The 14,542-nt window shown below is 71.8% G+C and carries 16 protein-coding genes; 13 read left to right on the top strand and 3 right to left on the bottom strand.

Annotation, left to right across the window (positions count from 1 at the left end; all coding sequences use genetic code 11):
• The first annotated feature begins 19 nt into the window (after positions 1-19).
• The 4 genes from AB0F10_RS27475 (at position 20) to AB0F10_RS27460 (ending at position 3,571) form a co-directional block, all read left to right on the top strand.
• Positions 20-892: a hypothetical protein gene (locus tag AB0F10_RS27475; protein WP_360630979.1), complete on the top strand. Its 873-nt coding sequence runs from the start codon at positions 20-22 to the stop codon at positions 890-892.
• Between the two features lie 53 nt (positions 893-945).
• Positions 946-2,079 carry a sensor histidine kinase gene (locus tag AB0F10_RS27470; protein ID WP_360630976.1) on the top strand — a complete coding sequence of 378 codons (1,134 nt, stop codon included), beginning with the start codon at positions 946-948 and terminating at the stop codon, positions 2,077-2,079.
• Positions 2,076-2,729 (top strand): response regulator transcription factor, encoded by a 654-nt coding sequence (locus AB0F10_RS27465; protein ID WP_360630974.1) that lies wholly within the window; start codon positions 2,076-2,078, stop codon positions 2,727-2,729. Before AB0F10_RS27470 ends, AB0F10_RS27465 begins: the two co-directional genes overlap by 4 nt.
• Before the next feature lie 116 nt (positions 2,730-2,845).
• On the top strand, positions 2,846-3,571 hold the full coding sequence (locus AB0F10_RS27460) for a DUF2306 domain-containing protein (protein ID WP_360630971.1): 726 nt from the start codon (positions 2,846-2,848) through the stop codon (positions 3,569-3,571).
• Here the strand turns inward: AB0F10_RS27460 and AB0F10_RS27455 are convergent.
• Positions 3,511-4,065 (bottom strand): GNAT family protein, encoded by a 555-nt coding sequence (locus AB0F10_RS27455; protein ID WP_360630968.1) that lies wholly within the window; start codon positions 4,063-4,065, stop codon positions 3,511-3,513. The two genes, AB0F10_RS27460 and AB0F10_RS27455, sit on opposite strands and share 61 nt — an antisense overlap.
• Before the next feature lie 167 nt (positions 4,066-4,232).
• Here AB0F10_RS27455 and AB0F10_RS27450 point away from each other — a divergent pair, with 167 nt between their 5' ends.
• On the top strand, positions 4,233-4,403 hold the full coding sequence (locus tag AB0F10_RS27450; RefSeq protein WP_360630965.1) for a hypothetical protein: 171 nt from the start codon (positions 4,233-4,235) through the stop codon (positions 4,401-4,403).
• A gap of 91 nt (positions 4,404-4,494) precedes the next feature.
• Here AB0F10_RS27450 and AB0F10_RS27445 read toward each other — a convergent pair whose 3' ends face one another.
• Positions 4,495-4,773 carry a YggT family protein gene (locus tag AB0F10_RS27445; protein ID WP_360630962.1) on the bottom strand — a complete coding sequence of 93 codons (279 nt, stop codon included), beginning with the start codon at positions 4,771-4,773 and terminating at the stop codon, positions 4,495-4,497.
• A gap of 220 nt (positions 4,774-4,993) precedes the next feature.
• Between AB0F10_RS27445 and AB0F10_RS27440 the strand changes: the two genes are divergently transcribed.
• Entirely contained in the window at positions 4,994-6,691 is a 1,698-nt protein-coding gene (locus tag AB0F10_RS27440) for a S8 family peptidase (RefSeq protein WP_360630959.1), read from the top strand.
• Here AB0F10_RS27440 and AB0F10_RS27435 read toward each other — a convergent pair.
• A complete protein-coding gene (locus tag AB0F10_RS27435) occupies positions 6,688-7,194 on the bottom strand; it encodes a DinB family protein (protein ID WP_360630956.1) in 507 nt (168 codons plus the stop codon). The genes AB0F10_RS27440 and AB0F10_RS27435 overlap by 4 nt on opposite strands.
• Positions 7,195-7,321: 127 nt before the next feature.
• Between AB0F10_RS27435 and AB0F10_RS27430 the strand changes: the two genes are divergently transcribed.
• The 7 genes from AB0F10_RS27430 to AB0F10_RS27400 all read left to right on the top strand — a co-directional run bounded on the left by AB0F10_RS27430 (position 7,322) and on the right by AB0F10_RS27400 (position 14,431).
• Positions 7,322-7,666 (top strand): metalloregulator ArsR/SmtB family transcription factor, encoded by a 345-nt coding sequence (locus AB0F10_RS27430; protein WP_360630953.1) that lies wholly within the window; start codon positions 7,322-7,324, stop codon positions 7,664-7,666.
• The gene (locus AB0F10_RS27425) at positions 7,663-8,085 is read left to right on the top strand and encodes an SRPBCC domain-containing protein (RefSeq protein WP_360630950.1); all 423 of its coding nucleotides are present in this window, start codon (positions 7,663-7,665) and stop codon (positions 8,083-8,085) included. Before AB0F10_RS27430 ends, AB0F10_RS27425 begins: the two co-directional genes overlap by 4 nt.
• A 12-nt stretch (positions 8,086-8,097) precedes the next feature.
• Positions 8,098-8,859: an alpha/beta hydrolase gene (locus AB0F10_RS27420; RefSeq protein WP_360630947.1), complete on the top strand. Its 762-nt coding sequence runs from the start codon at positions 8,098-8,100 to the stop codon at positions 8,857-8,859.
• 45 nt (positions 8,860-8,904) lie between these two features.
• A complete protein-coding gene (locus AB0F10_RS27415) occupies positions 8,905-9,582 on the top strand; it encodes a TetR/AcrR family transcriptional regulator (protein WP_360630944.1) in 678 nt (225 codons plus the stop codon).
• Positions 9,583-9,585: 3 nt separating this feature from the next.
• Positions 9,586-11,322 carry an ABC transporter ATP-binding protein gene (locus AB0F10_RS27410; RefSeq protein WP_360630941.1) on the top strand — a complete coding sequence of 579 codons (1,737 nt, stop codon included), beginning with the start codon at positions 9,586-9,588 and terminating at the stop codon, positions 11,320-11,322.
• Positions 11,319-13,274 carry an ABC transporter ATP-binding protein gene (locus AB0F10_RS27405; protein WP_360630938.1) on the top strand — a complete coding sequence of 652 codons (1,956 nt, stop codon included), beginning with the start codon at positions 11,319-11,321 and terminating at the stop codon, positions 13,272-13,274. The genes AB0F10_RS27410 and AB0F10_RS27405 overlap by 4 nt, the downstream gene beginning before the upstream one ends.
• A 167-nt stretch (positions 13,275-13,441) precedes the next feature.
• Complete coding sequence (locus AB0F10_RS27400; protein WP_360630935.1) at positions 13,442-14,431, top strand: SGNH/GDSL hydrolase family protein; 990 nt, start codon at positions 13,442-13,444, stop codon at positions 14,429-14,431.
• Positions 14,432-14,542: the final 111 nt, after the last annotated feature.

Here is a 14,542-nt window from a genome sequence, read left to right as displayed (position 1 = left end):
GCATCCCTAGCTTGGGGTCATGAGCGAATCCTTCTCCGCCGCGGTGCGGTTCCTGCGGTCCGAGTCCCGCCTGCTGGAGCAGCGCCTCTTCGCGAGCCTGTTCCTCGGCGAGCCACCTGGCGGCGTCGTCGCCGCCCTGCGCGGCTACCAGAACGACGACGGCGGCTTCGGGCACGGTCTCGAGCCGGACAAGCGGTGCCCCGTCAGCCTGCCGATCGACGTCGAGATCGCGCTGCAGGCGTACGCGTCGGCCGGCGCCGACGACCCGGACATGCTGCGCCGGGCCTGCGACTTCCTGGCCCGCGGCTCGGTCGGTGGCGCCGTCGCGCTGGCGTCCGACGCCATCGAGGCCTACCCGCGCGCCGAGCACTGGTCCGAATGGACCTACCAGCCCGGGCTGAACCCGACCGCCGGCCTGGCCGGCCTGCTGCACCGGATCGGCTTCGCGCACCCGTGGCGCGACGAGGCCACCCGATACTGCTGGCGGGCCCTCGAATCCGGCGAGCTGCCCGACGAGGTGCACGCCCTCGCCGAGGTGCTGGTGTTCCTGGAGCACGCCGGGGAGCCCGACCGCGCCGAGCGGCACGCCAAGGCGGTGCTGGAGCGCCTCACGTCCTCGGCCATGTTCCACCTGGACCCCGAGGCGGAGGGCTACGGGCTGACCCCGCTCACCGTGGCACCGGCCGCGGACTCGCGCTGGCGCTCGCTGTTCACCGAGGCGCAGATCGACGGGCACCTCGACCACCTCGCCCGGGCACAGGAGGCCGACGGCGGCTGGCCGATCACCTGGGAGCCGCCCAGCGCCGCCGCCCGCCTCGAATGGCGCGGCATCGTCACCCTGGGAGCGCTGCGGACCCTCACCTCGTACGGCCGCCTGCAGCCGGATCGCTAGGCCTCGTACTTTGGGCCGATCTGGCGGGGATGCCGCCCTCGTACCATCAGCGTGTGCACGAACTTCTCCGTTCCGTGTGGGACGAACCGGCTCCCCCGCATCCGCCGGCGCGGACCTGGCGGGACTGGGCGCTGGTCGGCGTGCTCGGGCCCCTCGCCGTGGTCGAAGGCGTGCTCCGGACCGACCTGCCGTGGCGGGTCCTGTCGGTCGTGATCATCGTCGCCGTGGTGCCGACCCTGCTGTGGCGCCGGGAACGGCCGCTGGCGATGCTGGCGATCGCGTTCGGCGTCACCGGGCTCGCGCCGCTGGCGATGCGTGGCACGGAGCTGAAGGCGTACACGGTCGCCTTTGCCTTGATCCTGCTTTATTCCCTGGTCAGGTGGGGCTCCGGGCGCGCGATCCTGCTCGGCCTGGCCATCGCGCTCGGCAAGATGGGCGTGGCCGCGGCGCTCGGGCAGCTCCGCACGGGCGACATGTTCGCCGGGTTCGTGGTGATGTCGTCGGTGGTCGCGGCGGGCCTCGCCCTGCGCTACCGGGCCCGGTCCCGGGTCCGCGAGCTGGAGCGGGTCAAGCTGCTCGAACGCGAACGGCTGGCCCGCGACCTGCACGACACCGTCGCACACCACGTGTCGGCGATGGCGATCCGCGCGCAGGCCGGCCTCGCCACCGCCGCGTCGCACCCGGACGCCGCGACCGACGCGCTGCGGGTCATCGAGGCCGAGGCGTCCCGGGCCCTCGCCGAGATGCGCGGCATGGTCCGGATCCTGCGCCGCGACGAGCCGGCCGACCTCGCGCCCAGCCCGCGCATCGCCGACCTGGAGAAGCTCGCCGGCCGGCCCCGCTCCGGGCCGGCCGTGGACGTCGGCATCGCCGGCGACGTCGACGACGTTCCCCCGGCGGTCGGCTCCGCGATCTTCCGGCTCGCCCAGGAGTCGGTCACCAACGCCCGGCGGCACGCCCGGCACGCGACCCGGATCCAGGTCCGCGTCTCGGCGGACCCCGATTCGGTACGCCTGCAGGTCAGCGACGACGGCGAGCCCGGCGCCGGCACGCGGGCACCGGGGTACGGGCTGATCGGCATGAGCGAACGCGCCGTCCTGCTCGGCGGCACCTGCGAGGCCGGCCCGGCACCCGGCCGCGGCTGGACGGTGACCGCGGTCCTGCCGCGCGCCGGAGTCGCGGCGTGACCGTGCGGGTGGTGGTCGCCGACGATCAGGAGATCGTCCGGACCGGCCTGACGATGATCCTCAACTCGCAGCCGGACATCCAGGTCGTCGGCGAGGCCGCGAACGGCCACCGCGCCGTCGAACTGGCCCGCCACCTGCGGCCCGACGTGTGCCTCTTCGACATCCGGATGCCCGGCCTCGACGGCATCGAGGCCACCCGCGCGCTGGCCGGGCCGGGGGTGCCGGACCCGCTCGCCGTCGTGGTCATCACCACCTTCGACCTCGACGAATACGTGTACGCCGCGCTGCGCGCCGGGGCCCGCGGCTTCCTGCTCAAGGATGCCGGCACCGCCATGCTCGCCCAGGCCGTGCACGCCGCCGCCGACGGCGACGCCCTGATCGCGCCGAGCGTCACCGCGCGGCTGCTGAGGACCTTCGCCGCGGCCGGCCCGGCCGGCACCACCCAGCCGGTGGATCCGCTGACCGGCCGCGAGGAGCAGGTGCTGGCCGCGGTGGCGAGCGGGCGGACCAACAGCGAGATCGCCGCGGAGCTCTTCATCACGCTCAGCACGGTGAAGACCCACATCACCAGCCTGATGGCGAAGATCGGCGCCCGGAACCGCGTCGAGATGGCCATGTGGGCCTACGAGACCAACCGCGTCCGCCGCTGACCGCCTCCGCCTTTCTCGGCGCCGAAAGTACGGCTCGCGTGCCGTACCGCGGTATGACCCGGCCGAGGCCCATCGTCCGATGAGCCGGTGCCGCCCCGATCGGCACGATCGAAGCCATGAGGATCTCCCGAACCTGGACCGCCCGGCTCGCGACCACGGGCCTGCTCCTGCTCAGCGCCGTACCGGTGCTGGCCGGCTCCTTCCGCGTGGCCACCCTGGCCGGCGGCGCGGCGGCCACGCCGGACAACGCGCGCTTCGTCGAGGTTCCGGCGCCCGTGGTCGTGCACATCATCGGCGCGACCCTGTTCTGCGTCCTCGGCGCGTTTCAGTTCCACCCCGGCTTCCGGCGCCGCCGGCCCGGCTGGCACCGCGTCACCGGACGGGTACTGGTCCCCTGTGGAATCGCGGCGGCGCTCTCGGGAATCTGGATGACGCTCCGCTACCCACTGCCCGAGCTCGACGGGGCGCGGTTCGGCGTCCTCGGCATCGAGCGGCTCGTCCTCGGCTCGGTGATGGCCGCGGCGATCGTCATCAGCTTCCGGGCGATCCTGCGCCGCGACATCGTCCGGCACCGCGCCTGGATGATGCGCGGCTACGCCATCGGCATGGGCGCGGGCACCCAGGCGGTGGTCCTGCTGCCGTGGATGCTGACCGTCGGCGACACCGACGTCTTCGCCCACGCGATGCTGATGGGCCTCGCCTGGACGATCAACATCCTGGTGGCCGAGTGGATCATCCGGCGCCGGGGCCCGGCCGCCCGCCGCCGGGCCGCCGCGTCACATCACCCGCGCGGCAGCGGGGTCCAGTCCGGGGCGATCAGCGCCCAGACCTCGGTGTCGTAGCGAACGCCCTTGTAGAGGTACTCCCCGCGCAGCACGCCGTCGATCCGCATGCCCAGCCGGCGGGCGACGTTCGAGCTCGCCGTGTTGTCCGGGCGGCAGTGCCACTGCACGCGGTAGATGCCGCGATCCACGATCGCCCAGTCGATCAGGCGGGCCGACGCCTTGGTGATCAGGCCGCGGCCGGTGCCCGCCGGCTCCAGCCAGCACCCGATCTCGCAGGTGCCGCCCTCGGCGTTGAAGTCGACGAACATCGTGCCTCCGACCAGGGTGCCGCCGAGCCAGATGCCGAAGAGCCGGCCGGCGTCGCGGGCCATCTTGTCGGCGTAGCGCTGCAGCGTCGCCGATGCGGTGCTCAGGTCGGTGCTCACGCCCGCCCACGGGATCCACGGATCGACGCTCTCCCGGGCGCGGTCCATGTGGGCGAGAAACTCGGGTCCCTGCCACGGCTCCAGCGGCCGCAGCTCAGCACCATCACCAAGATCAATCGCGAACATGACCGGCAGCCTACCGAGATCGACCGCCCGGCTCCCCCACAATCTCGGCAAGGGCCGGCCACGGCGATCAGGGGCCGTGCCGGCGGCGCTGGGGCTGATCGCGCTTCCGCCGCGCCGGGAATCCGCGGCGCTTCGGCTTCCTGCGCCGCTCGGGCAGACTGAAGGCCATGGTGCTCCCAGGTCCCGACCCGGACAACTACCCGCCGATCGACCCGGACGAGGCGGTCCCCGACGACCCGGGCGAACTCTCCCCGGACACCCCGGAGACGCTCCCACCGGCCCCGGTGGAGCCGATGCCCGGCCCCGACGACCCGGGCAACGTCCCCGAACCGGCATAGCCCGGCCACTGCCTACGGCCGGCCCGCTCGGCCGCCGCGTGCGGCCGGGCGGCCGGGCGGCCGGGCGGCCCTGCCTGGGACGGGCTCCCGGTCAGCCGATCATCGAGCGGATGATCACGATCGCCAGGAACAGCACGATGAATGCCAGGTCGATGGCGACGCCGCCGACGCGCAGCGGCGGCAGGACCCGGCGTACCGGCGCGAGCAGCGGTTCCGTCGCCGCGTGCACGCCGGCCGTCAGCCGCGCCCGGACGGATCCGTACGCCGAGGGTCCGGCGAGCGCCACGCTCCAGTCGAGCACCGCGCGGGCGATCAGCAACACCTGCACCAGCAGCAGCACCAGGCTCACGATGGCCAGAACCAGACCCATGAAGACCTCCAGACTCGACGAGGGCGCCTTCCACTATGCGGCCCTTTGTTGTGAGCCGGCTGAACGTTGGGTGTGAATCAGCCTGGCCGCACGTCTGGGAGATCGTCTGCGGCGATCGGAACCTGACGGAAACTCTCCCGGATCGGGCGGAGCTGACGACTAGAGAGTCCGAGCGGGTTGCCGCTCGCTGCCCGCAGCCCCGCCGACGAGATGAGCGCGGATGCCCCTCCGTACCCGCACCGGGACGTTTGCCCTCCACGCGCTCGTGGTGGCGCTGACCGTCGCAACGGCCGCCGGCGTCCCGTCGGCCGCGACGGCCGCCCCTGTCGCGCCGGCCGCGAGCGCTGACGCCGTGGGACGCTACATCGTCCTGCTGCGCCGGGACCGCGCCACCGTCCAGGGCCTGAACGCGACGGTGACGTCGCTGGCCGGTGGCCGGGTCGGCCGCGTGTTCGGCAACGGCGTGCCGGGCTTCACCGCGTCGCTGTCGGCCGCCGAGGCGCGCCGGATCGCGGCGGACCCGTCGGTCGCCGTCGTCGAGCAGGACCGGAGGGTCAGGGTCTCCGGCGTGCAGCGCTCGGCGCCCTGGTCGCTCGACCGGGTGGACGGGCGGTCACGGAAGCTTTCGGGGACGTACCTGCCGTCGGACACCGCGGCCGGCGTGCACGCGTACGTGATCGACACCGGGATCCGGATCTCGCACCGGGAGTTCGGCGGGCGGGCGAGCTACGGCTACGACTTCGTCGGCAACGACACGTCGGCCGGGGACTGTCACGGTCACGGCACCCACGTCGCCGCCACCCTCGGCGGCAGCCGGTACGGCGTGGCCAAGAAGGTACGCCTGGTGGCGGTCCGGGTGCTCGACTGCACCGGCTCGGGCTGGAACAGCGACGTCATCGCCGGGGTCGACTGGGTGACCGAGCACGCGCAGCACCCCGCGGTGGCGAACATGAGCCTGGGCGGCGAGTACAGCGCCGCGATCGACGAGGCGGTCAAGCGGTCCATCGACAGCGGAGTCACCTACGTCGTCGCGGCCGGCAACGAGGACGACAACGCCGCGCACGGCAGCCCGGCCGGGGTGCCGGCGGCGATCACGGTCGGCGCCACGGACCGGCGGGACCGGCGGGCGTCGTTCTCCAACTACGGCCCGATCGTCGACATCTTCGCGCCGGGGGTCGGCATCACCTCGGCGGGCAGGCGCAGCGACACGGCGACCGCCGTCATGTCCGGCACCTCGATGGCCTCGCCCCTGGTGACGGGCGCGGCGGCCATGATCCTGGCGGCGCACCCGACCTGGCGGCCGGGCGACGTCCGGTCGCGGCTGGTCGCAGTGGCCACCACCGGCAGGGTCCGGGACCGGGCCGGCTCCCCGAACCGGATCCTGTACGTGCCACGGCCGCCGGCCGCCACCACCGTGGCGACGCGTTCGCTGCCCGCCGCGCTGGAGTACCAGCCGTACAGCGTGCAGCTCAGGCCGGCGTCCGGCCGGACCGGCACGTGGGGGCTCGCCGCCGGCACCCTCCCCGCTGGCCTGCGGCTGTCCACGCGCGGGCTGCTCTCCGGCACGCCGACCTCGGCGGTGTCACGCCGGATCGTCGTCCGATTCACCGACTACGTGCCGCAGACCGTCACCCGCACGCTGACGCTGACGGTCCGGCCCAGCGCCCCGAGGATCGCCACCGGGGCCCTCCCCGCGGGAACCGTGGGCGAGGCCTACGCGGCGACCCTGGCCACCACGGACCTGCGGCCGGGCGACTGGTCGATCATCGCGGGCGCCCTCCCGGCCGGTCTGGCGATGGACACCACCGGCCTGATCAGCGGCACGCCCGCCGAGGCGGCCGACACCGCGGTCACCGTCCGGTTCGTCGACCAGCAGGGGCGCGTCACGACCGCCGTCCTGACCGTGAGCATCGGTTAGGCGCCGACGGTACCGTCGATGCCCTCGCGGATCAGGTCGGCGTGGCCGTTGTGCCGGGCGTACTCGTGGATCAGGTGCAGCATCACGAGCCGGAGCGAGACGTTCTCGCCCCACCGCTCCTGGTAGCCCGTCACGTCGAGCGACTCCGCCTCCCGCTCGATGCGGCGCGCGTGCTCGACCTCCTGCTGCCACGCGGCGAAGGCCTCCGCGCGGGTGGAACCCGAGCCGTCGTACGCCGCCTGGTAGTCGCCGTCGGCGGACCAGACCAGCGGGATGTCCTCGTGGTTGATCACCCGGCGGAACCAGGCCCGCTCCACCTCGGCCAGGTGCCGCACCAGGCCGAGCAGCGTCAGCGTCGACGGCGGCATCGAGCGCTGCCGCAACTCCTCGTCGGACAGCCCCTCGCACTTCATCGCCAGCGTGGCCCGGTGGTAGTCGAGGAACGCGCGCACCGTCTCGCGTTCCCCGCCGAGCAGGGGCGGCCCGATCCGGTCGTCCGTCACGGCATCCCCATTTCGTCGCGGCGGCGCCGGGCGGCGCCGTGATCCGGCGATCACGATGACACAGAACGAGATCCGGCTAACACAACTTACCGGTTGTGCAACTGGTTGGTTGTGGTAGCGTCGCCGCATGCCTGTCGCCGAGGATGAACTGAGCCTGGTCTTCGCCGCGCTCGCCGACCCCACCCGGCGGGCGATCCTGGCCCGGCTCGCCCGCGGCGACGCGACGGTCAACGAGCTCGCCGAGCCGTTCGCGATGAGCCAGCAGGCGGTCTCCAAGCACCTCAAGGTCCTGGAGCACGCCCGGCTGATCTCCCGGACCCGGACCGCCCAGTCGCGCCCCTGCGCCCTGGAGGCCGTGCGCCTCGACGCCGCGGCCGACTGGGTCGCCGAGCACCGGCAGGTCTGGGCCGACCGCCACGACCGGCTCGAGCAGCACCTCACCGCCCTGCGAGCACAGGAGAACCCCCGATGACACCCGAGCTCACCTTCCGGCGCGTGCACCGGGGCTCGCCCGAGCTGCTGTTCGACTGCATGACCCGGCCCGAGCACCTCACCCACTTCTGGGGTCCCGAGGGCACCACGACGCCGATCGCGAACATCGTGGTCGACCTGCGCCCGGGCGGCGTCTTCGAGACCACGATGGTCAACGACGCCGACGGCGGCACCTACACGATGCGTGCGGTCTACGCCGAGGTCAGCCGCCCGGACCGGCTGGTCTGGCTCGATGGCGGCATGCGCACCACGATCACCTTCGCCGACCTGGGCGACGGGCACACCGAGGTCGTCACCGAGCAGAGCAACGTGCCGGCCGCCTACCTCAGCCCGCAGGCTCAGGCGGGCTTCGTCACCAGCCTCGACCGCTGCGCGAAATACGTGGCCGGCCTAGCTTAGGGAGCACGCAAAATGCCCACGATCACCTCCGAGGACGGCACCCTCATCGCGTACGAGCAGAGCGGCGCCGGACCCGCCATCGTCCTCATCGACGGGGCGATGTGTCACCGCGCCGGCGGGCCCATGCGGCCGCTCGCCGCCCTGCTGCGGGAGCGTTTCACGGTCTACGCCTACGACCGGCGCGGCCGCGGGGAAAGCTCGGACACCGCGCCATATGCGGTCGACCGCGAGGTCGAGGACCTGCGCGCGCTCATCGCCGCCGCCGGCGGCACCGCGTTGCTCTGCGCCATGTCGTCGGGCGGCGCGCTCGCCCTCAGGACCGCCGCGGCCGACCCGGGGGTGGCCGGCGTCGCGCTCTACGAGCCGCCGTTCCTGCACGGTTCGCCGGAATACTCCGCCAAGCTGCGCGAATTGCTCGGCGCGGGCCGAAATGGCGACGCCGTGGCTCGGTTCATGGCCTACGTCGGCATCCCTGGACCGGTGGTGGCCGGCATGCGGAGCGGGCCGGGCTTCGCGGCCCTGGAGGCGATCGCCCCGACCCTCGCGTACGACGACGAGCTGCTCGGCGACGGCGAGGTGCCGAAGGACCTGGAGATCACCGCGCCGATGCTGGTGATCTCGGGCGGGGCGAGCCCGGAGAGCCTGCGCGCCGCCGCCCGGGCCGTCGCGGACGCGTTCGCGACCGCCGGGCACCTCGAGCTCGACGGCGAGACCCACGACGTGCGGCCCGAGGCGCTCGCGCCGGCGCTGGAGGAGTTCTTCGCGAAGGCGTGACAAATATCAGTGGCTGAGTGAGTGCTCGCTCAGTATCGTCGCCGTGTGACTTCCCCCGACCAGGCCGAACGGCGGCGCCGGGTTCCCGCGATGGCGCCCGAGGATCGCCGGGCCGCGCTCATCGCCGCGACCGTCCCGCTGCTGCACGAGCACGGCCTCGACGTCACCACCCGGCAGATCGCCAAGGCCGCCGGGGTCGCCGAGGGCACCGTCTTCGGCGTCTTCCCCGACAAGAACTCGCTGATCGTCGCGGCGCTCATGCACGCGCTCGACCCGCGGCCGACCCTCGACGCCATGGCGGCGATCGACCCCCGGGACGGCCTGCGTGAGCGGATGACGGCGGCGGCGACCCTGGTCAACGAGCGGTTCGCCGGCAACGCCCACCTCATGTCGGCGGCGCGCAGCCTCATGCTCGCCGCCGAATCCCATCCGGGCGCGGCCGAGCAGATGACCCGGTCCCGCCAGTCGCTGCTCGACGCCCTCACCGGGGTCATCGAGCCCGACGCCGGGCTGCTGCGCCGCTCCCCCGGCGCCGTCGCCCGGCTGCTTCTGCTCTTCTGCGGAGCAAACACGTTCGGGCCGTTCGGCGACCCGCGGCGCTTCGACGGCGGCGAGATCGTCTCGCTGCTGCTCGACGGGCTGCTGGTCACCCCGGCCGGCCCGGAGTCTCCGGCGATCCCGCTGATCGCCGCCAGCCACGACCACACTCACGGGGGTGCCTGAACGGTGCTTGTCCGACTCATGCGTGCGCAGCTGCGACCGTACGGGAGATCGATCTTTCTGGTCGTGCTCTTCCAGTTCGTCGCCACGCTGGCCACGCTCTATCTCCCCGCCATGAACGCCGACATCATCGACAACGGCGTGGTGCCCGGCGACACCGACTACGTCCTGCGGGTCGGCGTCGAAATGCTCGGCATCACGCTGGTGCAGATCACCGCGCAGATCGCGGCCGTCTACTTCGGCGCGCGGATCGCGATGGCCGTCGGCCGCGACATCCGGGCCGGCATCTTCTCGAAGGTGCTCACCTACTCCGCCCGCGAGGTCGACCATTTCGGCGCGCCCTCGCTGATCACCCGGACCACCAACGACGTCCAGCAGGTCCAGATGCTGGTCCTGATGACGTTCCTGCTGATGGTCGCCGCGCCGATCATGTGCGTCGGCGGCATCCTGCTCGCCCTCAACCAGGACGTGCCGCTGTCGTCTCTGCTGCTCGTGATCGTGCCGCTGCTCGTCGGCGTGGTCTCGCTGATCATCGCCCGGATGCGGCCGCTGTTCCGGACCATGCAGGTGCGCATCGACAAGGTCAACCGGGTGATGCGCGAGCAGATCACCGGCATCCGGGTCATCCGCGCCTTCGTGCGCGACGACCGCGAGCGGGACCGCTACGGCGTCGCCAACGACGAACTCACCGACGTGTCGCTGCGCGTCGGCAAGCTGATGGCGCTGATGTTCCCGACCGTGATGCTGCTGGTGAACATCTCCAGCGTCGCCGTGCTGTGGTTCGGCGGGCACCGCATCGACGACGGCAGCATGCAGATCGGCGCGCTGACCGCGTTCATCAGCTACCTCATGCAGATCCTGATGGCGATCATGATGGCGACGTTCATGTTCGTGATGATCCCCCGCGCCGAGGTCTGCGCCGAGCGGATCGAGGAGGTGCTCGACACCCCGTCGAGCATCGACATCGACCCGAACCCGGTGCGCGAGCTGAGCCGGCACGGCTACCTGGAGCTGCGCGACGTCGAGTTCCGCTACCCCGGCGCCGAGGCGCCCGTGCTCAGCCGGATCGACCTGTCGGCCCGGCCGCGCGAGATCACCGCGGTCATCGGCAGCACCGGCAGCGGCAAGACCACACTGCTCAATCTCGTACCCCGGCTGTTCGACGCGACCGGCGGCACCGTGCTGGTCGACGGCGTCGACGTCCGCGCGCTCGACCCGGCGCTGCTGTCGAAGACCGTCGGCCTGGTGCCGCAGAAGCCGTACCTGTTCACCGGCACCGTCGCCTCCAACCTGCGGTACGGCAACCCGGACGCCACCGACGCCGAACTGTGGACCGCGCTCGAGGTCGCGCAGGCGCGCGACTTCGTAGAGGCGATGGACGGCGGCCTGGAGGCGGCGATCGCGCAGGGCGGCACGAACGTCTCCGGCGGCCAGCGGCAGCGGCTCGCGATCGCCCGGGTGCTCGTGCACCGCCCGGAGATCTACCTCTTCGACGACTCGTTCTCGGCCCTCGACTACGCCACCGACGCGGCGCTGCGCGCCGCGCTGACCGAGCACATCGCCGACGCGACGGTGATCATCGTCGCGCAGCGGGTCAGCACCATCCGCGAGGCCGACCGGATCATCGTGCTCGACGACGGCCTGGTCGTCGGCACCGGAACACACACCGAACTCATGGACACCAACCCCACCTACCGAGAGATCGTCTTGTCGCAGCTCACCGAGCAGGAGGCAGCGGCATGACCGCGCCAGTTCGAAGGCCGCCACCGCCGATGGGCGGGCCCGGGCGGATGATGGCCGGCGGCATGCCGGCCGAGAAGTTGCAGGACTTCAAGGGTTCCACCAAGCGCCTGCTGGGCCTGCTGCGCCCGCACCGGGTGCTTGTCGGTCTGGTGCTGCTGCTCGGCGCCGCCAGCGTCGCCCTGTCGGTGACCGGGCCGCGGCTGCTCGGTCACGCCACCGACGTCATCTTCAGCGGCATCGTCGGCAAGAGCCTGCCCGCGAACCAGAGCCAGGCCGACATCGTCGAGCAGTTGCGGGCACAGGGCGAGAACAACCGCGCCGACATGCTCGCCTCCCTCGACGTCGTACCCGGCCAGGGCATCGACTTCACCAAGCTCGGGCACATCCTGCTCTGGGTGCTGGCGATCTACCTGGCCGCCTGGGTGTTCGGGGTGATGCAGGGCCGGCTGACCGCCTCGGTGGTGCAGGCCGCCGTGTTCCAGCTGCGCGGGCAGGTCGAGGCCAAGCTGGCCCGGCTGCCGCTGTCCTACTTCGACCAGCAGCCGCGCGGCGAGGTGCTCAGCCGGGCGACCAACGACACCGACAACATCGCGCAGACGCTGCAGCAGACCTTCGCCCAGCTGGTCACGGCGCTGCTGACGATCGTCGGCGTACTCGCGATGATGTTCTGGATCTCGCCGCTGCTGGCCCTGATCGCGCTGATCACCGTACCGTTGTCGGTCGTCGTCGCGACCCAGATCGGCAAGCGCTCGCAGCCGCAGTTCGTCGCGCAGTGGGCGACCACCGGCAAGCTGAACGGCCACATCGAGGAGATGTTCACCGGCCACTCGCTGGTCAAGGTCTTCGGCCGGCAGCAGGAGGCCGCCGACACCTTCGAAACCCACAACGAGAAGCTGTACGCGTCGAGCTTCCGCGCCCAGTTCATCTCCGGCCTGATCCAGCCGGCCATGATGTTCCTCAGCAACGTCAACTACGTGCTGGTCGCCGTGGTCGGCGGCCTGCGGGTCGCGTCGGGCTCGCTGTCGCTCGGCGACGTGCAGGCGTTCATCCAGTACTCCCGGCAGTTCAGCCAGCCGCTGACCCAGGTGGCGAGCATGGCCAACCTGGTGCAGTCCGGCGTGGCGTCGGCCGAGCGGGTGTTCGCGCTGCTGGACGCCCCGGAGCAGTCACCGGACCCGGCCGAGTCGCCGCTGACCACGCCGGTGCGGGGACGGGTCGCGTTCGAGAACGTGTCCTTCCGCTACAAGCCCGACCAGCCGCTGATCGACAACCTGTCGCTGGCGGTCGAGCCGGGCCAGACGGTCGCCATCGTCGGCCCGACCGGCGCCGGCAAGACGACGCTCGTCAACCTGCTGATGCGCTTCTACGACGTCACGGGCGGCCGGATCACCCTGGACGGGGTCGACATCGCGACGATGCCCCGCGAGGAACTGCGCGAATACATGGGCATGGTGCTGCAGGACACCTGGCTGTTCGGCGGCACCATCTACGACAACATCGCGTACGGCGCGGACGACCCCACGCCGGAGTCGGTGGCGGAGGCCGCGGAGGCGGCCCACGTGGACCGGTTCGTGCGCTCACTGCCCGACGGCATGCAGACGGTCATCGACGACGAGGGCTCGAACGTGTCGGCGGGCGAGAAGCAGCTGATCACCATCGCCCGGGCGTTCCTCGCCGAGCCGAGCATCCTGATCCTGGACGAGGCGACAAGCTCGGTCGACACGCGCACGGAGGTGCTGATCCAGCGGGCGATGAACACGCTACGGGTGGGCCGCACGTCGTTCGTGATCGCCCACCGCCTGTCCACGATCCGCGACGCGGACGTGATCCTGGTGATGGAGTCCGGCGCGATCGTCGAACAGGGCACCCACGACGCCCTGATCGCGGCGGACGGCGCCTACGCACGCCTGTACTCGGCCCAGTTCGCCGAGGCGGCCGTCGAGGTCGACTGACAGTCCCGGTAGCAGACACGGGCCGCGGCGCTGAATTCCCTCAGCGTCGCGGCCTCGCCGTTTCAGGTGACCTGAGTCACCCGCCTTTGCAACCTGATGGGTCTCGTACGAACCCGCAAGCTCCCGATCTTCCAAGTGTCATCACCGGCGGCTTGAGGGGGCTCTTCGTGAAGCGTGTACCTGGGTATCGACTCGGCGGTAAGGTCCTGGCCGGTGTGCTGGCGGCCGCGATCGTCGGCGTGCCCCAGGTGGCGCAGGCGGAGCCTGCGGCCGTCAACCCGCCCGCCGACTCCGAGGTGACGCCCTTCGAGGCGCTGCGGGTCATGCCGCTCGGCGACTCGATCACCCGCGGCACCGGCACGACGACCCTCAACGGGTACCGCGCGGCCCTGGCCCACCGCCTGTTCCTCGGTGGCATGAAGATCAACTACGTGGGCTCGCAGTCCAACGGCACGGGCAGCGACACCCAGCACGAGGGCCACGGCGGCTACAACATCGACGAGCTCTCCGCGGGACTCGACGATTGGCTGGCGCAGGCACGCCCCGACATCGTCCTGCTGCACGCCGGCACCAACACCATCAAGGAGGGCGAGGGCGCGTACGCCGCGGCCGACAAGCTCTCCGCGCTGATCGACCAGATCCGGGTGGCCCGGCCGCAGGCGTACATCTTCGTCGCGCAGGTCATCAGCTCCCGGGTGCCGGAAGAATTGGCCGACGACCGCGCCTACAACCGGCTCATCCCGCCGATGGTCGCCGCCAAGAACGACCCGCTGATCACCGTCGTGAACCAGTCCACGGTCGGCGGCATCGACCTGCACGACCTGCGCCACCCGAACGAGTTCGGCTACTCGAAGATGGCCTACAACTGGTACACCGCGATGGCCAGGGTCTTCCAGCTCTCCGGCGACACCGGCGCCAACCCGTACCGGGCGACGTCGGCCCGGCGGTGCATGTCCGTCAAGACCTACGTCAAGGGCGAGGAGCAGCACCGGACCGAGTGCCTCGTCTGGCACCTGCGCACCACCAACGGCAAGCGCACCTGGCAGACGCTGCGCACGGCGAAGCAGTCCTACCGGGTACGGGTGAACGGTAAGACCCAGACGCGCACCCGCCTGGTCAAGAAGTGGACCGGACCGGGGAACCTGCTCAACGTCTGATCGCACACGAACGGAAGCGGGGGGGGGCCCGGGGGGGCCCCCCCCGCGGGGACGCGGGTTTTTGTGTGGGGGGAACCCCCGCGGGGCCCAAAGAGTAGCGCATGTGGGTGG

The organism is Actinoplanes sp. NPDC026623, assembly GCF_040638275.1.
Lineage (GTDB): Bacteria > Actinomycetota > Actinomycetes > Mycobacteriales > Micromonosporaceae > Actinoplanes.
Note: the sequence above shows the minus strand (reverse complement) of the source record. Positions and strands in the feature narration are given on the sequence as shown.